The organism is Roseibium sp. AWQ4_290 (assembly GCF_056160985.1).
Window position 1 is genome coordinate 82,745 of the sequence record NZ_JBSWYG010000001.1, and the last position, 22,270, is coordinate 105,014.

17 protein-coding genes are annotated in these 22,270 nt (G+C 60.7%); 8 read left to right on the forward strand and 9 right to left on the reverse strand.

From position 1 onward, the window contains the following. Positions 1 to 137: 137 nt before the first annotated feature. Positions 138 to 1,364 (forward strand): MFS transporter, encoded by a 1,227-nt coding sequence (locus tag ACXAH0_RS00365; RefSeq protein ID WP_475188236.1) that lies wholly within the window; start codon positions 138 to 140, stop codon positions 1,362 to 1,364. Positions 1,365 to 1,475: 111 nt separating this feature from the next. On the opposite strand, the gene ACXAH0_RS00370 is transcribed toward ACXAH0_RS00365, so the two are convergent. From ACXAH0_RS00370 to ACXAH0_RS00380, 3 genes are all read right to left on the reverse strand, one after another. Next, entirely contained in the window at positions 1,476 to 1,796 is a 321-nt protein-coding gene (locus tag ACXAH0_RS00370; protein WP_475188240.1) for a 2Fe-2S iron-sulfur cluster-binding protein, read from the reverse strand. Positions 1,797 to 1,933: 137 nt separating this feature from the next. Beyond that, positions 1,934 to 2,296, reverse strand: coding sequence for an Hpt domain-containing protein (locus ACXAH0_RS00375; RefSeq protein WP_475172791.1), 363 nt, complete (start codon positions 2,294 to 2,296; stop codon positions 1,934 to 1,936). Between the two features lie 249 nt (positions 2,297 to 2,545). After that, the gene (locus ACXAH0_RS00380; protein ID WP_475188243.1) at positions 2,546 to 2,860 is read right to left on the reverse strand and encodes a hypothetical protein; all 315 of its coding nucleotides are present in this window, start codon (positions 2,858 to 2,860) and stop codon (positions 2,546 to 2,548) included. Between the two features lie 280 nt (positions 2,861 to 3,140). On the opposite strand from ACXAH0_RS00380, the gene ACXAH0_RS00385 reads away from it, so the two are divergent. Next, on the forward strand, positions 3,141 to 8,849 hold the full coding sequence (locus tag ACXAH0_RS00385) for an apolipoprotein A-IV repeat region-like domain-containing protein (RefSeq protein WP_475188246.1): 5,709 nt from the start codon (positions 3,141 to 3,143) through the stop codon (positions 8,847 to 8,849). Between the two features lie 113 nt (positions 8,850 to 8,962). Here ACXAH0_RS00385 and ACXAH0_RS00390 read toward each other — a convergent pair whose 3' ends face one another. Continuing rightward, positions 8,963 to 9,556 (reverse strand): MarR family winged helix-turn-helix transcriptional regulator, encoded by a 594-nt coding sequence (locus tag ACXAH0_RS00390; protein ID WP_475188249.1) that lies wholly within the window; start codon positions 9,554 to 9,556, stop codon positions 8,963 to 8,965. A 278-nt stretch (positions 9,557 to 9,834) separates the two neighbouring features. Between ACXAH0_RS00390 and ACXAH0_RS00395 the strand changes: the two genes are divergently transcribed. From ACXAH0_RS00395 to ACXAH0_RS00405, 3 genes are read left to right on the forward strand one after another with little or no spacing between them, the layout of a single operon-like run. Further along, positions 9,835 to 10,863, forward strand: a complete 1,029-nt coding sequence (locus tag ACXAH0_RS00395) for a TRAP transporter substrate-binding protein (RefSeq protein ID WP_475188252.1) — start codon at positions 9,835 to 9,837, stop codon at positions 10,861 to 10,863. Then, positions 10,863 to 11,375 (forward strand): TRAP transporter small permease, encoded by a 513-nt coding sequence (locus ACXAH0_RS00400; RefSeq protein ID WP_475172783.1) that lies wholly within the window; start codon positions 10,863 to 10,865, stop codon positions 11,373 to 11,375. The genes ACXAH0_RS00395 and ACXAH0_RS00400 overlap by 1 nt, the downstream gene beginning before the upstream one ends. Before the next feature lie 3 nt (positions 11,376 to 11,378). After that, positions 11,379 to 12,686 carry a TRAP transporter large permease gene (locus tag ACXAH0_RS00405; protein ID WP_475188254.1) on the forward strand — a complete coding sequence of 436 codons (1,308 nt, stop codon included), beginning with the start codon at positions 11,379 to 11,381 and terminating at the stop codon, positions 12,684 to 12,686. An 11-nt stretch (positions 12,687 to 12,697) separates the two neighbouring features. Here ACXAH0_RS00405 and ACXAH0_RS00410 read toward each other — a convergent pair whose 3' ends face one another. From ACXAH0_RS00410 to ACXAH0_RS00425, 4 genes are read right to left on the reverse strand one after another with little or no spacing between them, the layout of a single operon-like run. Beyond that, positions 12,698 to 13,300, reverse strand: coding sequence for an ABC-type transport auxiliary lipoprotein family protein (locus ACXAH0_RS00410; protein ID WP_475188257.1), 603 nt, complete (start codon positions 13,298 to 13,300; stop codon positions 12,698 to 12,700). Between the two features lie 28 nt (positions 13,301 to 13,328). Continuing rightward, positions 13,329 to 15,323 carry an MlaD family protein gene (locus ACXAH0_RS00415; RefSeq protein ID WP_475172775.1) on the reverse strand — a complete coding sequence of 665 codons (1,995 nt, stop codon included), beginning with the start codon at positions 15,321 to 15,323 and terminating at the stop codon, positions 13,329 to 13,331. 10 nt (positions 15,324 to 15,333) lie between these two features. Continuing rightward, on the reverse strand, positions 15,334 to 16,143 hold the full coding sequence (locus ACXAH0_RS00420) for an ABC transporter ATP-binding protein (protein WP_475172774.1): 810 nt from the start codon (positions 16,141 to 16,143) through the stop codon (positions 15,334 to 15,336). Positions 16,144 to 16,151: 8 nt separating this feature from the next. Further along, the gene (locus ACXAH0_RS00425; protein WP_475172771.1) at positions 16,152 to 17,300 is read right to left on the reverse strand and encodes an ABC transporter permease; all 1,149 of its coding nucleotides are present in this window, start codon (positions 17,298 to 17,300) and stop codon (positions 16,152 to 16,154) included. Positions 17,301 to 17,392: 92 nt separating this feature from the next. Between ACXAH0_RS00425 and dgcN the strand changes: the two genes are divergently transcribed. Both dgcN and dgcA read left to right on the forward strand, forming a co-directional pair. Next, positions 17,393 to 18,406, forward strand: coding sequence for an N-acetyltransferase DgcN (gene dgcN, locus ACXAH0_RS00430; RefSeq protein WP_475188259.1), 1,014 nt, complete (start codon positions 17,393 to 17,395; stop codon positions 18,404 to 18,406). Then, entirely contained in the window at positions 18,403 to 19,386 is a 984-nt protein-coding gene (gene dgcA / locus ACXAH0_RS00435; RefSeq protein WP_475188261.1) for an N-acetyl-D-Glu racemase DgcA, read from the forward strand. The genes dgcN and dgcA overlap by 4 nt, the downstream gene beginning before the upstream one ends. Before the next feature lie 67 nt (positions 19,387 to 19,453). Here the strand turns inward: dgcA and ACXAH0_RS00440 are convergent, their stop codons facing one another. Continuing rightward, positions 19,454 to 20,644: an MFS transporter gene (locus tag ACXAH0_RS00440; protein ID WP_475188263.1), complete on the reverse strand. Its 1,191-nt coding sequence runs from the start codon at positions 20,642 to 20,644 to the stop codon at positions 19,454 to 19,456. Positions 20,645 to 20,774: 130 nt separating this feature from the next. Here ACXAH0_RS00440 and ACXAH0_RS00445 point away from each other — a divergent pair, with 130 nt between their 5' ends. Continuing rightward, positions 20,775 to 21,965 carry a protein phosphatase CheZ gene (locus tag ACXAH0_RS00445; RefSeq protein ID WP_475188265.1) on the forward strand — a complete coding sequence of 397 codons (1,191 nt, stop codon included), beginning with the start codon at positions 20,775 to 20,777 and terminating at the stop codon, positions 21,963 to 21,965. Positions 21,966 to 22,270 lie beyond the last annotated feature (305 nt).

Here is a 22,270-nt window from a genome sequence, read left to right on the forward strand (position 1 = left end):
ATCAACAAACATAAAGACGCATCAAAAATGGCGCCTCAAAGATATATCATGACAAAACAGCGCTAACACGCAAGCGGCAACTGGGATTAGAAGCAAGTCTCTGCCCAACATATGACGCATTTTTCAATGGCAACGGAATGACCTATTTTTCTAAAAGCGCGCACACGACGGACACAACGGGCTGGCGGTCGCCTGCGGTTCTGCTGATGATCATGGCCGGTGCCATGCAGCTTTCCTTCGCGGCGTGGTGGAACCTGATGAACAATTTCGCCGTTCATGAGCTGGATTTCACCGGCCGGGAAATCGGTATTCAGCAATCGATCCGCGAGATCCCCGGGTTCCTGAGCTTTCTTGCCGTTTACCTGCTTCTTATGATGCGCGAGCAGACACTGGCCTATGCCTCCCTGCTGCTTCTGGGCATCGGCGTTGCAGTGACCGGCTATTTTCCGACCGCGATGGGCTTTTATGTGACCACGCTGATCATGTCGATCGGTTTTCACTATTATGAGACCATGGCCCAGTCCCTGTCCCTGCAGTGGCTGCCCAAGGCAACGGCGGCCGCCAGCATGGGCAAGATCATTGCCGTCGGCGCCTTCGCCCAGCTGATCGCCTATGGACTGATCTTCTTTGCCTGGAAGACCTTCGACCTGTCCTTCACCCTGGTTTTTGCCATTGCGGGCTGCCTGACCCTGTTGGTCCTGGCCTTTCTCATTCTGGCCTATCCCCAGTTCCGCGAAGGCGTGCCTCAGCGCAAGAAACTCGTGCTGCGCAGACGCTACTGGCTCTATTATGCGCTCACCTTCATGGGCGGTGCCCGCCGTCAGATCTTCACGGTCTTTGCGGGGTTCCTGATGGTGGAGCGGTTCGGCTATGACGTGCACGAGATTGCCGGACTGTTCCTGCTCAATGGCGTCTTCAGCATGCTGCTGGCCCCAAAAATCGGCCAGCTGATCGTCCGCTTTGGCGAGCGCAGGGCTCTGATGCTGGAATATGTCGGCCTAATCGGCGTCTTCGTCAGCTACGCCTTTGTCAGCAACGCTGTTGTGGCCGCGAGCCTTTACGTGATCGACCACGCGTTTTTTGCCGTGGCCATTGCCATGAAGACCTATTTTCAGAAGATTGCCGATCCCAGGGACATCGCGCCGACCGCAGGGGTCGCCTTCACGATCAACCACATCGCCGCCGTGTTCATTCCGGTGCTGTTCGGCTTTATCTGGCTCATCTCACCCACCGCCGTCTTCCTGGCAGGCGCCTTCATGGCGGTTATCAGCCTGGCCCTGGCCTCCCTGATCCCCTCCCGGCCGGAGGATGGACGGGAAGTCGATGTCTGGTTTCGCAGAGCAGCTCCCCAGGCAGCTGAATAAGAGCGAAGGCGGTCTGCGGCGAGGCCCCATGTAAAAACCCGCAGGCGCTGCCTGCGGGTTTTGTTTCAAATTCCAGCCGGTCTGTCCGGTTGGAACATCTGACGTCTCTCCTTACGCCTGACGCTCCGGCACATGGACAACCAGGCCGTCGAGCTCGGCCGTCACCTTGATCTGGCAGGACAGCCGGGACGCCGGTTTCACATCATAGGCAAAATCCAGCATGTCTTCTTCCATGGGCTCGGCCGCGCCGGTCTTGTCCGTCCAGGCATCATCAACATAGACATGGCAGGTGGCACAGGCACAGGCACCGCCGCATTCGGCCTCGATGCCCTGCACCATGTTCTTGATGGCGGCTTCCATAACCGTCGTGCCTTCGGCAGCATCGACTTCGGTCTGGTTTCCGTCGGCGGTAACAAACGTAATTTTCGGCATAAGTCGCGTCCAAGCCTTGAATTTGCAGGTTCCAGCAGATCCGACATAAACCTTCCGTCAAAAAGGTCAAGGATGATGACATAGTCCCGCATGTGCCACCCGCCCCTTGCGGCGGGAGAAGCCTGCCGGGTGCGGGTTCAGCCTTCCAGAAGATCCTTGATGTAACGGTTGGCTTCGTCCACGGCAGCCACAAGGCCCTCTGTGGCCGCATCGGGGGCTGCCCGCATATGGCCTTCCAGACTCTCGCAAACATCGGCCACCCGTTCCGCACCGATCGCTCGGGCCGACCCCTTCAGCGTGTGCACCAGATCCAGCCGGGTTTTTTCATCGGTCTCATAGGCGAGCCGCTCGATGGTGGTGCAGGACTGGGACTTGAAAAGATGAAGAACCTGAACTTCCAGATCCCTGTTGCCTAACGTGTTTGTGGCCAGCTGCACCAGATCAATCGGGGCTGCAGGACCGGCACGGCCGCTGACGCGGGCCATTGAAGAGGGGGCCATGGGGCGCTCCACGCTGCATGAACCGCCTGCAGCCACCTCGCCGCAGGCTTGAACTGCCCTGAAGTGTGCGCCCAACCCCCAAATGCCCGGTTAAACCTGCCCGGTAAACGCTCCACTTCGGCCAATGTCCCCAAAAAATTGAATTTTTGGTTAACGCGCCTCTCCCGGCCACCGAAATGATGCTTCGAAAAAACCTTGACTTTCTGCCGTTTCCGATTGTCTGCCCATTTCTGACACGCCGGATCGGCGTTAACTTTTTTTCCGGTTTAGACTTGAAGTCAACGCTGCGATTGCGGCAGGCGTGAGCTTGCAGACGAGCCAGTCAGGCTTGATTGGGTTGGAAAACCAAGGCTCTGCCCAGCCTGCCGAAATACAGGCGCGGATCGTACGCGCCGGAATTTCACGTCCGTTGTCATCAAAAAGCGGCAATTTTCCGCCCGGCTGACCGAGCCCTTTTTGCAACCAGCGCTTTTGCGGCGCTGTCAGTGATCCTGGTTTGAGTGCCTCGGCCCTCGCCCCGGACCGGACATCTTCCGTTACGTTCTTTTTCACCGATTCAGGCATCGAAACCGCCCCCTAAGTGATACACGCCATTACCGTTTCTTGTTCGTTAGGAGAGATTGTGCCATTACAGTTACTGATGCGGCAAGATGGGGAGCTTACCGTCGGGGTAATTCCGGCAGGTAGGTCAGCGGCGGCCCTTCCCAGTCAGAGATTTTGCGGTACTGTGCAGTCCAGCAGTACAGGCAAGACGGCGCATCCGGTAACTTTGGTCGGTTGCAAGGGTAGCGCACCGATCAGTTGAACCGGTTTGTAGAGAGTACGGACGTGAGGCGATCCTAGAATGGCAAATCCGACAAAGGCTAAAGATCCGGCGGAAGCAGCACTGTCAGCAGTTGAAGAAGCGCTGAAACTCGATTTTGGCGGACCTGAAGGGTCCGACCTGCTTGAGGACATCGCGCCGGAAGCAAGTGCTGCCCCTGAAAAGGAAGCGCCCCCCAAGTCAAAACAGTCTAAGCAGAGCGCCCCGGCGCGCGAAGAGCAAAGATCTTCGCGACGGCGCGGCCGTGGCGGCCGCCCGCCTGCAGCCAATGACGACCGCCGCAATATCGGTAACCTGATTTTCGCCTTGCAGCGCCGTCCTTCTTCGGCCCCCTTCTGGGGCGCCCTGACCCTCAGCGTTGTCTGGGCGGTCCTCGGCAGCTTCATGTTCTTGTCGGCCTTTGAAGGCAAAGTTGACGTTCTGACCGACCCCCAGGCCCTGTTCGCCTCGCCTGAAGTGGTTCTGGCAGCCGTCGGCATCGTTGTCCCGATCATCTTCTTCTTCGTCATGGCCATGATGATCTGGCGCGCCCAGGAAATGCGGATCGTCGCACGCGGCATGACCGAAGTCGCCCTGCGCCTTGCCGAGCCGGAAGACATGGCCAAGGAATCCATTCTCAGCGTTGGTCAGGCCATCCGCCGGGAAGTCGCCGCCATGGGAGATGGTATCGAGCGGGCGATTGCCAGAGCCAGCGAGCTGGAAGTGCTGGTGCACAACGAAGTGTCCTCCCTTGAGCGCTCCTACAATGACAACGAGTTGAAGATCCGCGCGCTGATCGAGGAACTGGTCAGCCAGCGGGAATCCATCGTGATGAACGCCGAGCGCGTGCGTGAAACCATCGCCGGTGCTCACGAGAAATTCTCCTCCCAGCTCTCCGACACGTCCGGCGAGCTCGGGGAAACGGTCGATCAGGCGACCCAGCGCATGGTCGATGCGGTCAACAGCCGCGTGGAGGAACTGACCTCAACCGTCGACACCCGGATCGAAACGCTGGGCGCCACCTTGAACGCCTCCGGCAATGAACTGGTCGACAGCCTGACGAGCCGCGCGGAAGACTATGTGTCCCGCCTGTCGCTCACCGGTCACGAACTGGTCGACAATCTGTCCGAAACCGGCACGACCATGTGGGAGACCCTGTCGGAGCGCGGCAACCAGGTGAACGAGCAATTTGCGGAAACCGCGACGACCTTCGTGGAAGGCCTGTCCGCGAAAGGCACGGAAATCAACGAAACGCTGGCCTCTTCGAGCTCGTCTGTTGTTGCGACCTTGAGCAGCAAGGCCGATGAATTCCGCACCACCCTGGAAAACACCGGGACCAATGTGGGCGACCTCATCACCCAGCGCGGCGAGGAGATCAACGCCAACCTGTCCCTCACCTCGGGCCGCCTGATCGATACGATCACCTCACGCACCGAAGAGCTTGTCTCCACCGTGGACAGCCGCGTGTCCAATCTGGACGAATCCCTGGCCGCCACGGGCGCCAAGGTCGTGGACAGCATTTCCGAACGCGGACAGACTGTGACCGATACGATTTCCATGCGTGGCGCGGAAATCGTGGACACACTGTCCAGCCGGTCGACGGAAGTTGCCGAAATCCTGCGGGGCACGGGCGAAAGCATCGTTGTCGACCTGTCCCTGCGCGGCGGCGAAATTGCAGCGAAGCTCGACGAGACCGCCGGATCCCTCACCAACACCATTTCGGTGCGCGGTGGCGAGCTTGCCGAGAAGCTGGACAGCATTTCGGAGCGCATCTACACGGCGATTTCCATTAACGGTACCGAGCTGGACGAGCGCCTGACCGCCCGCAGCAACGAAATGGCCACCATGCTGGAACAGCAGACGGTCGGCTTCCGCAACACCCTGGAAGGCGTGTCCAGCGAATTTGCCACCGGGCTCAGCGACCAGACCGGCGCCCTCACCCACAAGCTGGCCGAAACCGGGACGCAGCTGGCCGAGCTGATCGGCACCCGGGGCGAGCGTGTGGCTGCAGACATCACCCAGGTCAGCAACCAGATCACCGAAACTCTGGAAGTCTCCGGAGGTGCGCTGCAGGAAGGCCTGTCGGCCCGCCTTGGTGAACTGGACACCATTGTTACGGAGAAGGGTGGCCAGCTGGTCGACGCGTTCGACACCAAGACACTGCTGCTGTCCGAAGCCATGGATGCAAGCCTGTCGACGCTGGATACGACCTTCTCCACCCGTATCGAGGCAATGAATGCCTCGCTCGGCGACCGGATCGCGTTCATCGAAACCACTCTTGGCGGCCATACCGCCTCTCTGGATGCTTCCCTCAGCAGCCAGACAGCAGCCATGGAAGCGACCCTAGGCGACCGGCTGACGGCGTTCGACACATCGCTCGACAGCCGCATTGCCACCATCGAAGCGTCGCTCGACCACCGCCACAATACGTTCGACGCAACGCTTGCGGACCGGATCAGCACGCTGGACGGCTCCCTTGACCAGCGCTTCACCTCCATGGACGGGTCCTTGAGCGAAAAGATCGCCTTCATGGACAGCGCCCTGAGTGAGCGCATCAGCACGATGGATGCTTCGCTTGGCAGCCACATCAACACGCTGGACCTGACCCTCGATCAGCGCACGGCCTCGTTTGAGGCCACACTGGAAGCCCGGACCCAGATCCTGGCCGAGGCCATCGAGAACCGGACCACCGGCATCAGCGACGCGCTGGAAGAAAAGACCCGCAACATCACCGATGTGCTGGCGGACCGCTCCGACGCGATCACCCTTCAGCTGGGCCAGCGCATCGAAAGCGCCGGAAACAACCTGGCCGACCGGGCTGCCGAAATCAGTGACAGCCTGTCCGAGCGGGTCGACGGCGCCGCAGCAGCCATGGCCGAAAAGGCAGAGCTTCTGTCCGCGTCCATGACCAGCGGCACGGACCGCATTGACGAGACCCTGGACGCCCGCGCGCGCCAGATCTCCGAAACTCTGATTTCCAGAACCAAGGAAATCGCGCAGGCCTTTGTGGATGGTCAGGACGAAATGACCAGCGCCCTCGACAACCGCCTATCGGAGGCCGGCAACGTGCTTGGCCGCCAGAGCGAACAGCTCACCGAGTCCCTGTCCGAGCGCATTGCCGAAATCAATGTGTCCCTCGGGGCCAAGGTGTTCGAGGTTGCCGAAACCCTCGACAGCCGCGCCACCCAGCTGGAAACCCTGCTCAACGAGCGCCTGGAAAGCATTTCCGGCACCTTGACCGGGGAAAGCGAACGGGCCCGCGATATCCTGACCGCCGTCATTTCCGAGGCTGGTGCAACCCTGTCCACGGAAAGCACGCGCCTGCGTGACGTGATCCAGGAAGCTGTTGCAGCGGCCGGGCAGTCGCTCTCAGATGAGCGTGCCAAGACCGTTGAGATGGTCGACACCACCCTCACCCAGGCCACGGAGAAACTGGCCGGGGAAGGCGACCGCATGCGCCAGATCGTGCTTGGCTCGGTTGGTGAGGCCCGCGGTGTTCTGAACAATGAGAGTCAGAAGGCCGCCGACACGGTCAGCTCCGCGATGCACCAGGCCACTGGCGCCCTGTCCGGCGAAAGCACCAAGATCCGCGATCTGGTCCTGACCGCCGTCAGCGACGCCGCCCGCGCCATGACGGCCGAAAGCGAAAAGGCCCGCACGCTCTATGCAGGCACCCTGGCCGAGTTCTCCGGCTCCCTGACCGGCGAGAGCGAAAAGGTCCGCAACCAGTTGGCCGGCCTCATTGCCGAAATCTCCGGCAACCTGTCGGCGGAAAGCGAACAGGCGCGCATGACGCTTGCCAAGACTCTGGAAGAGATCCGCGGCCAGATGTCCAGCGAAGCCGGCATAGTCCGGGCCCGGGTCAACAGCGCAGTTGCGGAAGCGGCCGATCTTCTGGTGGGCCGCGGCAATGATGTGGCCAATGAACTGCTGGAAAAGGCAACCAGTCTCAACGAGGCGTTCGGGGCCCGCTCCAGCGAGCTGGCCCGCCTGGTCGGAACCGATGGCAACGAGCTGATTGGCGCCATCGAAGCCCGGGCGAACGACCTGACCAGCCGCCTGTCCGAAGTGCATGGCGCCATTCTCGACGCCATCACGGTCAAGGGCCGCGATGTCACCGACACCTTCGCCCATACCGGCCTGGATGCGACCCGGTCGCTGGTCGAGGCCGGCGAGCGGATCGTTGCCAATATCAACGAGCGCAGTGATCAGGCCGCCCTGCTCCTCAGGGACACCAAACACCGGCTTGAGGCCGACGTTACCGACATTCTCCAGAAAGTCGAAGCGTCGAATACCAACCTGCAAACCATCGTCACCACCGCCGGGGACAATCTCAGCGAAGTGGAAGGCAACCTGGCCCGCCGGGCTGGTGAATTCCGCTCCGCCGTTGACCGTGCGGTTCAGGAGACCACCCAGACCACCGGCCTGATCGACGAGCAGGTTTCGAACCTGCGCGATGTCACCCAGACCACCCTGGCCGATATCCAGAACCTGACCAGCCGCTTCGGCGGCCAGTCCGAGGAACTGACCAGGGCCGCCCGGCATCTGGAAGACACCAACCGGTCTGTGGAAGGACGCGTGGCAGACCGCCGCACGGCTATCGAGGAAGTGGCCGACACGCTTCTGGCCAAGACAGAAGCCGTCGATACGCTCATGCGCTCCTTCACCCAGACCCTGTCGGAAACGCTGGAATCTGCAGACGACCGCGCGCGCGACGCCGCCAACATGCTCTCGGCTGCGGCAGAAGCCGCCTCCAAGCAGGTGGCTGAGCAGTTCGAATCCATGCGCCTGACGGCCGGCATGGAAGGCCAGAAGGCCCGCGATGCGATCCGCTCCGCCCAGGACGACATCATTTCCGAAATGACCCGCACGGTCAGCGACGCTTCGGACCGCTTCAACGATGCGGCCACCCGGATGCGCGATGTGGCCCGAGAGGTTCACAAGGAGCTGGAAGCCACCCGGAACGAGCTGAAACAGGGCGTGCTCAACCTGCCGGACGAAGCCGAAGAATCGTCTGCCGCGCTGCGCAAGGTTGTCAACGAGCAGATCCACGCCTTGACCGAGCTGTCGGAAATCGTGGCCAAACAGTCCAACACCCTGGACGTGTCCTATCCGCAGGCCCAGGCAAGCGCCACCAGCATGGCCCCTGCCCCGCAACCGGCCAGCCAGCCGGGCGCCGCAATGGCACCTCCGGCCGCCTTCAATCCGGGAGTGCCGGCGCAGCAGCCGACCGCCCCGGCCCGTGAGCCGCGCAAGGCCAAGGAACGGCCTTCCGGAAACCGGCGTCAGCCGGCTCCGCAGCCGGACGCGGATGCAGGCGGCAAAGGCTGGGTTGCAGATCTTCTGCGGCGCGCCTCGCGTGATGACGACGCCAACATGGACACGAGCATTGCCCGCACCCCGCTGCACACGGTGGAGAGCCTCAACTCCCTGTCCGTCGACATTGCACGGGCCATCGACCACGAGACCTTCATTGACTTGTGGAACCGGTACCGGAATGGCGAGCGCAACGTGTTCACCCGGCGTCTCTACACTCTTCAGGGCCAGCAGACCTTTGACGACATCCGTCAGAAATATTCCCGCGACCCTGAATTCCGCACCGCAGTGGAGAGGTATGTGAGCGACTTCGAACAACTGCTCGCTCAGGTCTCCCGCAATGACCGGGACAACATGCTCGGCCAGACCTATCTGACCTCCGACACCGGCAAGGTCTATACCATGCTGGCCCATGCCAGCGGGCGTCTGGACTGACACCGGGCATCGGTCAAATGACAAAAGAAAAGGCGGCCCCGGAGGCCGCCTTTTTTGTCGTAGACAAAACGCTCTTTCAGACCAACCGGCACGGCCGGTTGATGCACGATGCTCTAGCCCGCCAGATTGTCCCGGATCCGCTGCGCGACCGCGAGGAAGCCCTTGATCTCGTCCTCGGAGAGCCCCTCCAGCATGCGCTGTTCGACCGCCAGGAGTTTCGGCGCCAGATCCTCATAAACCGCCCGCCCTTCCTTGGAGAGCTGCAGCAGAAAGCTGCGGCCATCGGACGTATTGGTTTCCCGGGTCAAAAACCCGCGCTCGGCCATGCGCTTCACCGCCCGGCTGACCACCACCTTGTCCATACTGGACCGGGCCACGATGTCCGTTGCCTGAAGCCCCCCGGCAGACGCTCCTAAAATGGCCATGGTCCGCCATTCCGCCGGCATCATGCCATAGTCCCGCTGATAGACCGCAGACAGAGCATGGGTCACATCAGCATAGAAGACGCGCACCAGATAGGGAAAGAAACTCTCGAGTTGAAACGCAGCTCCTTGGTCCGCGTTCTTCCCCTGATTATGGCCCAGTCTGTCCCCCTGTCCGGCCGCCAGCTCTGTCCGAGAGCCAGCGCGTGCCGCACCGTCCCTGTCCTTTGTGTCCGCTTCGCTCATCTTGCCCCAGTGCTTTTCAGTGCCGCGAGCCTCCCGCATTCAAGTGGCGCAGCTCGCGTTTCGTTGGATTTGCCTTTCGCAGCCTGACATCAAAGATGTCAGCACAAAAGACAAACGGTTTGGACCTGCACGCTCCCCAACCAAGGATGCGCTCCTCCTTAGCCGGCGGTCAACATTTCAAGGCGCCCTTGTGTCCGCTTGCGCTCCTCTTAATCAAGAGACTTGATTTTAGGATTGACTTAGTTTCAATTGCAACTATTTTCGAGCCACGGTTTGACCTTGTTCAAAGAAGAGCCGGTATTCGGGAGGAGATATCCGTGAAACAAATCAAATGTCTTTCAATGCTGGCCGTGATGGCCGCAACTGGCCTCGGCAGCGCCCTGTCGAGCGCCTCGGCCGAGGAGCTGGTGCTGTCGTCCTGGCTGCCCCCGAAACATCCGATTGTCACGGGTGTGATGGAGCCCTGGGCCAAACAGGTGGCCGAGGTGACCGAAGGCCGCGTGACCGTGCGCATCCTGCCCAAGCCGCTCGGACCGCCCCCGGCCCATTATGACCTGGCCGCTGACGGGATTGCCGACATCACCTATGGCCTGCATTCCTTCACCCGGGACGACCGGTTCCTGCGCTCGCGTATCGGCCAGTTCTCCTTCATTGCCGACACAGCCACCGAAGGCTCCAAGGCCTATTGGGATGTCTATGCCGGCACACTGGACGCCCAGGCCGAGCACAAGGGCACCAAGCTGCTGGGCCTTTGGATCCATGGGCCCGGCATGTTCCACAACAACAAGCGCAAGATCGAAACCCCTGAAGATTTTGCAGGCCTGAAGATCCGCACCCCTGGTGGCTATATTGCCGATCTGTCCCAGGATCTTGGGGTCACCACCCAGTTCATGGGCCCCGGTGAAGTCTATGAAAAGCTCTCCAGAGGCGTGATTGACGGCGTCACCTTCCCGATGGAAGCCCTAAAGGCCTTCAAGCTGACGGACTATATCAAATACTCCATGAAGGTTCCCGGGGGCATCTACAACACCTCCTGGTTCATGGTCATGAATGAGGACGTGTGGGACGGCCTTTCACCTGAAGATCAGACTGCGATTGAAAAGATCTCCGGCCCGGCCCTGGCAGAGCTTGCCGGAAGCGTGTGGGACAAGGCAGATGCGGCCGGTGCCGCCTATGTCGCTGACACGGATATCGAGGTTTATGACGTACCGGCCCCGGTTCTTGCAAAGGTCAAGGACCTTGCTGCCAAGTATGAAGCGGACTGGGACGATGCGGTCAAGAAGACCGGGTTTGACGGTGCCGCGGCCCTGAAGCAACTGCGCACTGAAACAGGCGTCGCAAACTGATGTCCACTTCCGGATCAGACAAGGCCGCACCGCGCTGGACATCTCCTGTCCGGCGCGGCGCCGCCCGCCTGCTCGGCTTTGCCTGTCTGTGCGTGCTGATGGCCATGATCGGCCTGACCTGTGTCGATGTTGTCGCCCGTTATCTGTTCAACAGCCCGGTGAACGGGGCCTATGAGCTGACCCAACTTCTTCTGGCCACGCTCATCTTTCTCGCCCTGCCCCTGACAACGGCTGCGGGCGAGCATATCGAAGTGGAATTGCTCGACGGCTTCAAGAGCCGCATCCTGAAAGCGCTCGGCGCTCTTTGTGCCGGTGTCTCGACTGTCATTGTCTTTGCCGTGATTGCCCTGGAGCTGGTTGAACATGCCGAAAAGCTGCAGCGCCGGGAGCAAGTGACGGACTCCCTTCAAATTCCCCTCTACCTGATCGGCTGGCTTGGCGCTGCCTCTTTCGCCATTGCCGCCATCACTGCCATTTTCTGGTCTCTCAAACGTCTGCGTGAAAAGGCCTGACCCGTGCTTGAAGCTCTGATTGGTTTTGTGGCCCTGTTCGGCCTCGTTCTCCTGCGCGTGCCCATTGCTATTGCGATGATCATTGTCGGTACGGCCGGATTTGCCGCGCTGCGCAACTGGAATGCAGCCCTCAATCTGCTTGGCAATGCGGCCTTCGACACCGGGCTGTCCTATACGCTGTCGGTGATCCCCCTGTTCATTCTGATGGGCAATCTCCTGACTATCTCGGGCGTCAGCCAGTCCCTCTTCAGCACCGCCCACAGGCTGCTCTACCGCATGCGCGGCGGGCTGGCCATGGCTTCCATTGTCGCCTGCGGCGGCTTTTCAGCCGTGTGCGGCTCGTCTCTGGCCACGGCAGCCACCATGTCAAAAGTCGCCATGCCATCCATGCGCAAGGCCGGATATGCGGACAGTCTTGCCACCGGGTCAATCGCTGCAGGCGGCACACTCGGCATTCTGATCCCGCCAAGCGTGATTCTGATCATCTACGGCCTGCTGACGGAAGCCGATATCGGCAAGCTTTTCGTGGCCGGAATCATTCCCGGCCTTCTGGGCGTCCTGTTTTATCTGGCCGCCATCTATGTGACGGTTTTGATCAAGCCGGACCTCGCCCCCACCTCCAGGGACGGCATCGCCCTCACCCGCAAGGATGTCTGGGGCGTGCTCGGCGTTCTGGGCCTGTTCGCCGTGATCATGATCGGCATTTATGGCGGCTTTTTCACGCCGACCGAAGCCGCGGCCATCGGTGCGGCCTCCTCCCTGGTCATTGCGTTCCTGTCCGGCGGCCTGACCTTCGAAAAGATCTATTCCGCCGGTCTCAACTGCGCCCGCACGACTGCGATGATCTTTGCAATCATCATCGGCGCGGAAGTGTTTTCCAATTTCATCAGCTATGCGGGCGTGCCCGATGCACTGCTGACCTTTGTGCAGTCGCTGAATGTCAATGCTTATGTGGTGATGCTGGTGCTGGTGCTGATCTACATCGTGCTGGGCGCTGTTCTGGAAAGCCTGTCGATGATCCTGCTCACCGTTCCGGTTTTCTTTCCGCTGGTCACATCGCTGGATTTCGGCACCGGCCTCTTGAGCGATCCGGACATGGTGCTGATCTGGTTCGGCATTGTGGTGGTCGTGGTGACGGAAATCAGCCTGATCTCACCACCCATCGGCCTCAATGTCTTCGTGCTGCGCTCCGTGCTGACCGAAGTGCCGCTCAGAACCATTTTTGCCGGCGTCCTGCCCTTCTGGGCCGCCGACATCTTCCGGCTGGCGCTGCTGATCGCCGTGCCCTGGCTGTCCTTGATGCTGGTTTGACCCGGCGAGGGTCAGACGCTCTTCAGCGTCCAGGCGGCGATCTCCGCAAAGACCCGGTCGGCGGAGGCGTTCATCGCTTCCACGGCCTTGTCGACAGAGGTGCTGCCTGCCCGGGTGTCGGACCGGAACACTTTTGAAGCGACAGTCCGTCCGTTGCGGTCATTGACCAGACGGGCGGAAATTTCCACCACGCCCCGTGTGCCGTTAACCTGCAGCTCGAACGCGCGGATCACCGTCTGCAATTGATAGTCGATCAAAAGCCCGTCACCGGGAAGTCCAACACCGCGCAGGCGTCCGGTGTTGCGCAAGGTTTCCATCAGCTTGAGCTGGACGACATTGGGAAGCGTGTCCGCCCAGGCCGATTTCGGAAAATAGGTATAGACCGGGCCCTTGTCGACCACGGCAATATAGCTTGTGTCGAGCGCCTTCAAGGCCCGTGGCGCGGCCACCAGCACCTGGGCCCGCCGCGAGCGGCCCGGCACCGCGCCCACATCGCTCGACGTGATGCTGTAATAGGCGGACGGCGCGGTGCTGGCACAGCCGGTTGTGACAAGGCCGAGGCCAAGCGCCCCCAGGACACCCCTGCGGGTCATGTTGGTCTTTGCCTGTGTCATGAGCCGTTGCCCTTGTTGCCTGTCATTCTCATCGCCGGCGCCCGCCATTATACGTCGGCACGTCTTCTCCACCGAAAATCACCCGGTTGGGGCTGCGCTCGAAGCTTTCCGCCGCCCGCTGGATCGCCACCAGTGTGCGGTTCACCTGGGCAAGCGCTGCTGTGAAGTCCGCCGAGCCCTGGGTTGCGAATTTCGACAGACCGCCTGCAATCGAGTCAGCCCGGCTTTCAAAGGCAACCGCCACCTTGCGGATCGCTTCGGCCGCGAGAGTGGCTTCCTTGATCAGACCTTCGCCATCCCCATCGACCATGGTCGAAACCTTCTCCACAAGGCCTTCGACCCGGACTGACGTGGCATTCAGCGTGGAGGCCATCTGCTTGGCATCGGTGATGATCTGGTCCACATCCGGCGTGCGCTTCGACAGATCTTCCGTCAACTGCCGGACATTGTCGGCCGCATCCCTTGCGCTGCTCAAGATGGCAGGTATGCCGTTATCGTCACTGGCAAGGTCCGCAGCGGCGGTCTCGACCGAACCAACAATATTGGCAACTTTGTCTGGATCCACCGCCTTCATGAGCCGGTCGGCGGTCTGGAGCGTCTCGGCAAAGCGTTCAGCGGCCGCCTGCACATCCGTGATCAGGGCGGCTATGCGGTCATCCTGGCCGCGCACGGTGGCTGACACAGCTTCGAAGTTCTGAACCGTCGACTTGGTGGAGGCGATGATTTCGTTGATCTGGCTCTGCTGATTGTTGAAGTTGTCAATGACGCTGGCAACCCCGTCGACCGCGCTCTCCACCTTCTGTGGATCAACGCTGGCCAGAAGCGCATCAACGCTGCCGAGCGACGTGTTCAGTCCGGCCGTGAACGTGCTTACGGACTGGACCACCTCCTCAACCTTGAGCGGATCGATTGCGGCGGCGATTTCCACGCCGCGCGACACGATCCCGTCGACCTTCAACACCACATCCCTGCTGCCGTCCAGAATGTCACCTATAGCCCCTTCGCGCTCCTGGACAGCAGAAACGATCTCATTGACATTGCCCATGGTCTGACTGGTGGAGACGATCAGCGTATCAATCTCGCCGGAGCGCTGTTCCAGAACCCCGCCCAGCGCCGCCGCGCCTTGCATGACCTTCTCAACATCTTCCGGTTTGACCGCCTGAACGATGGTCTGCACCTGATCAAGCCCATCATTGAGCTTGCCGGTAAAGGTCTTCAGATCCTGGGCCGCGCCCTGGGCATCCGCCATCAGGCTGTCGATGTCCTGACTGGCCTCGCCCAGGCTGTTGGAAAAGGTGCTCAGGTCCTCCACAATCGCGGTGACCTTGTCGGACGGTACAGCCGCCAGAAGCCGTTCGCCCTGGTCTGCCAGCTTTTCCAGACGGCCGGACAAGCTGGCAAACGCCTTGGAGGCTTCGCCGAGATTGGCCATGAAATCCTTGACCCCATCCGAATTGGCCGCAAGAGCCGCAGAGAACGTGTCCACGTTCCTGATGGTGTCGTTGATATAGGGTTTGTTCTCAACCAGCACTTCTTCAATCGTCTGCATGGTCGTGTCGGCACGCTTCAACACATCCCGCGCGCCATCAACAATGTCATCAAAGAAGGACCGCTCCGCGTAAATGGTCGGCGTCTTGCCGTCTTCCGTCTCCAGCAGCAGCGGAGAAGAGGACGTCCCGCCCGACAGATCCACATAGGCAACGCCGGTCAGGCCGGTGAAATTCAATGTGGCCTTGGTGTCCTTGCGCAGCGGTGTGCTCGGCTTGATGCCAACCGTCGCCACCACCTTGGTCGGATCATTGGGCAGAAAATCCAGGGATTTCACGTCGCCCACCTTAATGCCGTTGAACAGAACCGACCCGCCCAGCGGCAAGCCTGTCACCGGTCCCGGATACACCACCTTCAGCGGCACATTTTGCCGGGACTCCGCAGTGGCCGCCAGCCAGAAAACGAACCCGAACGCCCCGAACAGGATGGCGACCATAAAGGCCCCAATCAGAATATAACTTGCCCGGGTTTCCATTCAGTCCAACCTATACTCGGCGCAACGCCCGTTCACCCCTGAAGTAATCTTTAATCCAGGGATCGTCATTTTTCATCATGTCGTCCAGCGTTCCAATGGCCAGAACGCGCTTTTTCCCAAGAACAGCAATGCGATCACAGATAGAATGCAGGCTATCGAGATCATGCGTGACCATATAAACGGTCAGCCCCAAGGTGGAGCTCAGGTTTTCGATCAGCGAATCGAATGCGGCCGCCCCAATCGGGTCGAGCCCGGATGTCGGCTCATCCAGAAACACCAGATCCGGATCCAGCGCAAGCGCGCGCGCCAGACTGGCCCGTTTGATCATGCCGCCCGACAGCTCTGACGGCAGCTTGTCCGCCGCGTCCTGGGGCAGGCCCACAAGCTCGAGTTTCAGGGTTGCCAGTTCATCCATCAATTGCGGTGACAGGCTCAGATGCTCGCGCATCGGCACCTGGATGTTCTGCTTCACGGTGAGCGAGGAGAACAGCGCGCCCTGCTGAAACAGAACGCCCCAGCGGCGCTCAATGCTGGTGCGTTCCTTTTCCGTGGCCGTGGACAGGTCATACCCGAACACCGAAATCACACCAGCCCGCCGCCGTGTCAGACCGAGAATCGTGCGCATGAGCACGGATTTCCCAGTGCCCGAACCGCCGACAAATCCGAGCACTTCCCCGCGCCGGACATCCAGATCAAGATTTTGCAGGATGATCTTGTCGCCAAATCCGACAGTTACCCCGCGCACGGACAAAACATGATTGGACCCCTCATGGGTCGCGGCGCTCTGTCCGTCGGGAAATACAGGGGCGGTCTGCTGCATATAGGCGGTTAGACTCCGATGGCGGCAAAGAAAACGGCGAAGAAGCCGTCCACCACAATAACAAGGAAAATGGCCTTCACCACCGACATGGTGGTATGGCGGCCGAGCGATTCGGAGGAGCCTTCCACTTTCAGCCCTTCCACACAGGCAATCAGCCCGACAATCAGGGCCATGAAGGGCGCTTTCATGATCCCCACAGCCAGTGTGCTTGGGGTGATGGCCGCCTGAAGCTGGGCCAGAAAGGCCGCCGGAGGAATGTCCAGATAGATCCAGGTGATCAGCCCGGCGCCGAACAGCGCCGACATGTCGGAAATGAAGGTGAGCACGGGCAGCGCAATCATGAGCGCCAGGATGCGGGGCAGAACCAGCACTTCGGTGACACTGAGGCCAATCACATTGAGGGCGTCCACTTCCTCCTGCATGCGCATGGAACCAAGTTCAGCCGTAAAGGCCGAACCGGAGCGGCCCGCCACCATGATGGCTGTCAGAATGACGCCGATTTCCCGCAGAACCAGGATGCCCGCCAGATCGACCACGAAAATATCGGCGCCAAACTGTTTGAGGTAGAACCCACCCTGCTGGGAGATGATTGCGCCGATCAGGAAGCTCATCAGGGCAACAATCGGTACGGCGCCGATGCAGCTGCGGTCGAACTGGACGGCAATGGAGGCGCTTCGCAGACGGCGCGGCCGCAACAGAACCGTTGCCAGAACCAGGCCGAGCGAGCCCAGAATATGCAGCATCGCCTGAGCGTCTTTGTAGGCTTCGACCACCTGGCGGCCGGCAATTTCCAGGAAGGCAGCAATCGTGAACCCGCCCCGCTCCGGCCGGAAGTTGGGCGGATGGTGGTGCTCGATTTCGTCAAACAGCTTCTGCCGTACCGGTGTGACGCCGGTCAGCCCAACCTTACGGCCCTCGAATTCCAGGTGCCCGCGCGTGCGGTGGATCAACCAGGCCCCGCTTGTGTCGAGATGCTCGACTTCGGAAACGTCGATACAAGTCAGCCTGTCCCGTGCGACATCCAGCCGGTCGAGGCCGGTTTCCGCTTCGCCAACCGTGTTCACGGTCCAGTCGCCGGACAGGGCCAGAAACTGCCGGCCCGCGTCATCGGGCTGCAGTTTCATTTCAGGCGCAATGTTTTTTTCCAAGAATGCCATTCCGGCTGGCTGCCCTCTTGCCGCTGGTTCTATATCCCCCGTATACCTGATGGAGAAGTTTATCGTCCAGCAGCCACTTGAAAGCTCTCTCCATGGAAATTGCCCACCCTTACCTTCTGTTCCTCGGTGACGTTCCCGATGCCCTTGCGGCCAAGACCGCCACGGGTATCGTCGATTGGCGCAAGGACTGGTGTATTGGCCAGGTCCGTTTGCCCGGATGCGCCGCCGATACCGGCCTTGCCGACATGTCCATCGCGGAAGGGGTGGCCGCAGGCGCCAAGACCATGATCATCGGCGCCGTGAATGCGGGCGGGCGCCTGCCCGACCATTGGATTGCCTCCGTCGTGGACGCCCTTGATTCGGGTCTGGATGTGGCCTCGGGGCTGCATGTGCGCCTTGGTGATGTGCCGCAAATCCGCGAAGCGGCGGAGCGCAATAGCAGGCAACTCTTTGATGTGCGCCAGAACGACATGACCTTTGCCACCGGCAAGGGCACCAAACGTTCCGGCAAACGCATTCTGGCGGTCGGGACCGACTGTTCCGTCGGCAAGAAATACACCGCACTGGCCATGGACAAGGCCATGACCGAGCGGGGCTACAAAAGCTCCTTCTGCGCCACCGGCCAGACAGGTGTCTTCATTTCCGGGCGCGGGGTTGCCCTTGATGCCGTGATCGCAGATTTCATTTCCGGGGCGGCCGAGTGGATCTCCCCGGCCACTGATGACGACCATTGGCAGATCGTCGAAGGCCAGGGCTCCCTGTTCCACCCCTCCTTTGCCGGTGTGACGCTTGGCCTCTTGCACGGGTCCCAGCCGGACGGCTTCATAGTGTGTCACGAGCCGACCCGCACCAAGATGCGCGGCGTTGACACCCCGCTGCCGAGCATTCAGCAGGTGATCGACCTGACCCTGCAATGCGGCCGCCTGACAAATCCGGATATCCGCTGCATCGGCATTGCCGTAAACACATCCTCCCTGGACGATGCCGAAGCCCGGGCGTTTCTGGCCAAGGTGGGCGAGGAACATGGGCTTCCAGCCACCGATCCGGTCCGTTACGGCATGGAAGCGATTGTCGACAAGGTTGCCGCCGACTTCGGTGCGCCATGAACCGGACCGTCAGCATCGAGGCTCAGAGATTTGAAATCGCGGGCGGTTTCAGCATCTCCCGGGGAACCAGAACCCATGCGCAGGTCGTGATGGCCACCGTCTCGCAAGATGGTCTGAGCGGCCGCGGGGAATGTGTACCCTATCCGCGTTATGGCGAATCCCTTGAAAGCGTTCAGACCCAGATCGAGGAGATCGCACCGCTTTTGAAAGAAGGCCTGTCCCGCGCAGACCTGCAGGGCGCCATGCCTGCAGGGGCGGCCCGAAACGCGGTCGATTGTGCGCTCTGGGACCTGGAAGCCAAACGCGCCGGCACGTCCGCAGCCAGTCTTGCCGGACTGGCAGCGCTGCAGCCTGTGACCACCGCCTTCACCATCAGCGTCGGCACACCGGAGACGATGGCCGCCAAGGCGGCCGAAGCTGTTCACCGCCCCCTTTTGAAGGTCAAACTGGCCGGGGCCGGAGACGATGCCCGCATCCGGGCTGTACGCAAAGCCGCCCCGGACAGCACCCTGATCGTGGATGCCAACGAGGCATGGGATACCAGCTGTTTTGACATCAATATGACTGCCTGTCTGGAGACCGGTGTCCAGTTGGTCGAGCAGCCCCTGCCCGCCGGGCAAGATGGGTTGCTGGCCACAACGGCACGGCCGGTCACGGTCTGCGCCGATGAGAGCCTGTCCCCCGGCAAGGGGCTGGACGGGCTGAAGGACAAATATGACGCGGTCAATATCAAGCTCGACAAGGCAGGCGGGCTGACAGAAGCGCTTGCGCTCATGACCGCCGCCCAGGCTGCCGGTTTCAAGGTGATGACCGGCTGCATGCTCGGCACGTCTCTGGCCATGGCCCCGGCTGTACTGCTGGCGCAAAAGGCGGAGTTTGTCGATCTCGACGGCCCGTTGCTCCTGTCAGAAGACCGCTCGCCCGGCCTGACCTTTGAGGGAAGCACGCTTTATCCGCCTGAGGCGGCCCTGTGGGGCTGAGACTTGAGATTTCAGCGTCACATGCTTCGCCCCGCCTTCAAACGCCCGGTCCTGTACCGGGCGTTTTTCAGTGCCCCGCGGTGACTTCAGCCTCTCTGTGCCGCATTTCACGGCGAATCAGGGGCGTCAGAAAGAGCACGCCCGCCGTTCCAACGGCCGCCGCTGCGGCCATGACGTAAAAAGCCGACTGGGGATCCCGTTCGAACAGAACTCCGGACACAGCAAGACCGGCAGACATTTGAAGACCGATGGAGGTAGAAAAAAGCCCCTGCCCTGTTCCGGCCCATCGGGCAGGGACAACCCGGGCCAGAATCGCAACAGCCCCCAGATGGGCCGCGCCAAAGGTAAAGCCGTGCAGAAGCTGCAAGGCACCGATGTAAACAAGATTATCCGCAAAGGGCATCAACCCCCAGCGCACTACAGACGCAAGACCGGCGGCCATCAGGAAAACCGGCGGGTCAAAACGTCTGGACAGGTATCCGGCGACCGCAAACAGGGCAATTTCGGCCCCAACCCCAACCGCCCACAACACGCCGACGGCCACATCGGGCACCCCGATTGACTGCCAATAGATGCTCCCGAACCCGTAGAGCGCGGCGTGGCTGGCCTGAAACAGACCCAGAACCGCCAGCACCGGCCAAAACCACAGACGCCTGAACGGCGCCTCCCCGCCAGGTCCTGATGGCGCCGTTTCCGCCTTGCCGCGCGGTTGCCGGGGCAGGCTCATGACCACACCTCCGGTTGCAAGGGAGGCCAGAACGGTTAATGCCAGCAGGACCCAACTCGTGCTTTCCGTTGCGAGACTCCCCCCCGCAAAATTGGCCAGCACAAAGCCCACAGATCCCCAAAGCCGCATTCGCGCGTAGTCCGCGCCGGTGTTGCGGGCCGCGTCCAGCGCGTAGGCATCACTTAGCGGAAGAACGGGACCCTTAAGCACCATGTAGCCAATCACCGCCGTCCCGGCGAGCCAAATGCCTCCGGGCAAAAACAACAAGGCAACAAAGACGCCCCCAAGGACTGAATACACCAGGACGGACAGACGCCTTTGGCCCGTTCTATCTGAAATATTTGCGAAAACCGGACTGGCCGCCGTACGGAGCATTGTGCCCAACCCAAGAATAAAACCAATTTCCGCTGCGCTCACTCCTCGAAATTCCAGAAGAAGAGGAAAGAACGGAAGAAACAGACCGAACCCGAAAAAGTGGCAGGCAAACAGCGCAGCCACTTTTGCGCTAAGACTGCTTGGCAGTTTTGTCATATGTGCATTGTCCGGGCCTCAGGCCTGGCCGCTATAAAGGGATGTTAACGTTTTTCATCCTAAGATAGAGGCGATGGTGGCCTTGTTACGGCACCACACGTCCCTTAGGCAAGTTGAGAAACGCGTCCATATGAAAGCGGAAGCACGACAGGCAGAACCGGAGGTGATCGGCGAGGCCGAATATCACACTCTAGAACAGACCCTGATGGAATCCGATCGCGGGCGGCGATTCCTGAAAGAGTTTCTGAATCGCAACAAGACTCCGGAAACGACCGAGATTCTGGGTGCGATTCACCGGCTTGAAAAGGTCGTCACCCGCCAGCGTGAGGTGCCAGATCTCGACAAGATCCGCCTCGACATTGCCGATATGCATGAAGCCATTGAGCGGACGAAGGCTGAAATCGCCAATATCAAGGCCGATGAAGGTGACGACAGCAACCGGTTCGTCGATGCCTCCCACGAGCTTGATGCCATTGTGACCCAGACCGAAGGCGCTACACAGTCCATTCTGGAAGCCGCTGAACAGATCCAGGAACAGGCCTGGGTACTGCGCGAAAACGGCGCGGACGAAGGTGCCTGCGACAACATTGATGCCAAGGCCACAGAAATCTTCATGTCCTGCTCGTTCCAGGATCTCACCGGCCAGCGCACCAACAAGGTTGTGCAGGTGCTCCGCTATCTGGAAAGCCGGATCAACCTGATGATCGGCATCTGGGGCATTGACGGGTTGGAGGCCGAGGAGACCGCCGGTCCCGTCGACAGCCGCCCGGATGCTCATCTGCTCAACGGCCCCCAGAAGGATGGGCTTGCAGTCTCTCAGAACAGTGTCGATGAACTGATGTCCGTCAGTGACGACGTCTTCAACGCTGCTCTGGACGAGACCGGTGCAACCGACGGCACCGAAGCGTCTGCCAGCGAGGCCGATGTGGACGCCATTGTGGCGGACGGCAACGAGCCGATGGATGCATCTGCCATTGACGACATGTTCGCCTCCACCCCGGAAGAAGCGATCGCTCCGCAGCCATCTGACGACAACACGGATGCGGACAGCGATGTCTTTGACAGCCCTGAGACCGACGAAACGCTGGACGAAGCCGCCATTGAAAAACTGTTCGACAGCGAAGTGGAAGCGGGCGCAGCAGAGGCCAGCAGTGACTCAGACGCAGAAATCGAGACTGCTGAAGCAGAGGATGCTGCAGACGCGGAAGCCGATGCGGATGCGGCCTGGGAAATGACCGAAGAGACCGCCACTGAAGACGCGTCGGAAACCGATCCGCTGGAGCAACTCTCCGAAGCCGAGCGTCAGGCCCTCTTCAACTGACGTTTCCAGATTGGTTCTTAAAATAAGGCGCAGCTGTCACCGGCTGCGCCTTTTTCGTATCCGGTTTTCCCGCCCTCCGGCCTGTCCAGAGGGGCAGCGGGCTCGCCCTGCCACCCGTCCTGCAGCGGGAACTGAAAGCAATGTCCGCAGGCTGATCAGGCTCCCTTTTGCGGGATCGCCCTGGAGCACGTTGCACCCCAGAGCAAACCGTTTTTCACCGGCTGTGTCTTCCCCTGTCTGACATCAGAGATTTCACCGCCAAAGACAAAACGGTTTGGAACCATCTGAACGCGACACGCAGGAGT

Excerpts from the sequence above, each read along its gene's own strand:
- ACXAH0_RS00365 (WP_475188236.1), top strand. The coding sequence starts at position 138 with ATGACCTATTTTTCTAAAAGCGCGCACACGACGGACACAACGGGCTGG.
- ACXAH0_RS00370 (WP_475188240.1), bottom strand. The coding sequence starts at position 1,796 with ATGCCGAAAATTACGTTTGTTACCGCCGACGGAAACCAGACCGAAGTC.
- ACXAH0_RS00375 (WP_475172791.1), bottom strand. The coding sequence starts at position 2,296 with ATGGCCCCCTCTTCAATGGCCCGCGTCAGCGGCCGTGCCGGTCCTGCA.
- ACXAH0_RS00380 (WP_475188243.1), bottom strand. The coding sequence starts at position 2,860 with ATGCCTGAATCGGTGAAAAAGAACGTAACGGAAGATGTCCGGTCCGGG.
- ACXAH0_RS00385 (WP_475188246.1), top strand. The coding sequence starts at position 3,141 with ATGGCAAATCCGACAAAGGCTAAAGATCCGGCGGAAGCAGCACTGTCA.
- ACXAH0_RS00390 (WP_475188249.1), bottom strand. The coding sequence starts at position 9,556 with ATGCGGGAGGCTCGCGGCACTGAAAAGCACTGGGGCAAGATGAGCGAA.
- ACXAH0_RS00400 (WP_475172783.1), top strand. The coding sequence starts at position 10,863 with ATGTCCACTTCCGGATCAGACAAGGCCGCACCGCGCTGGACATCTCCT.
- ACXAH0_RS00410 (WP_475188257.1), bottom strand. The coding sequence starts at position 13,300 with ATGACACAGGCAAAGACCAACATGACCCGCAGGGGTGTCCTGGGGGCG.
- ACXAH0_RS00415 (WP_475172775.1), bottom strand. The coding sequence starts at position 15,323 with ATGGAAACCCGGGCAAGTTATATTCTGATTGGGGCCTTTATGGTCGCC.
- ACXAH0_RS00420 (WP_475172774.1), bottom strand. The coding sequence starts at position 16,143 with ATGCAGCAGACCGCCCCTGTATTTCCCGACGGACAGAGCGCCGCGACC.
- ACXAH0_RS00425 (WP_475172771.1), bottom strand. The coding sequence starts at position 17,300 with ATGGCATTCTTGGAAAAAAACATTGCGCCTGAAATGAAACTGCAGCCC.
- dgcN (WP_475188259.1), top strand. The coding sequence starts at position 17,393 with ATGGAAATTGCCCACCCTTACCTTCTGTTCCTCGGTGACGTTCCCGAT.
- dgcA (WP_475188261.1), top strand. The coding sequence starts at position 18,403 with ATGAACCGGACCGTCAGCATCGAGGCTCAGAGATTTGAAATCGCGGGC.
- ACXAH0_RS00440 (WP_475188263.1), bottom strand. The coding sequence starts at position 20,644 with ATGACAAAACTGCCAAGCAGTCTTAGCGCAAAAGTGGCTGCGCTGTTT.
- ACXAH0_RS00445 (WP_475188265.1), top strand. The coding sequence starts at position 20,775 with ATGAAAGCGGAAGCACGACAGGCAGAACCGGAGGTGATCGGCGAGGCC.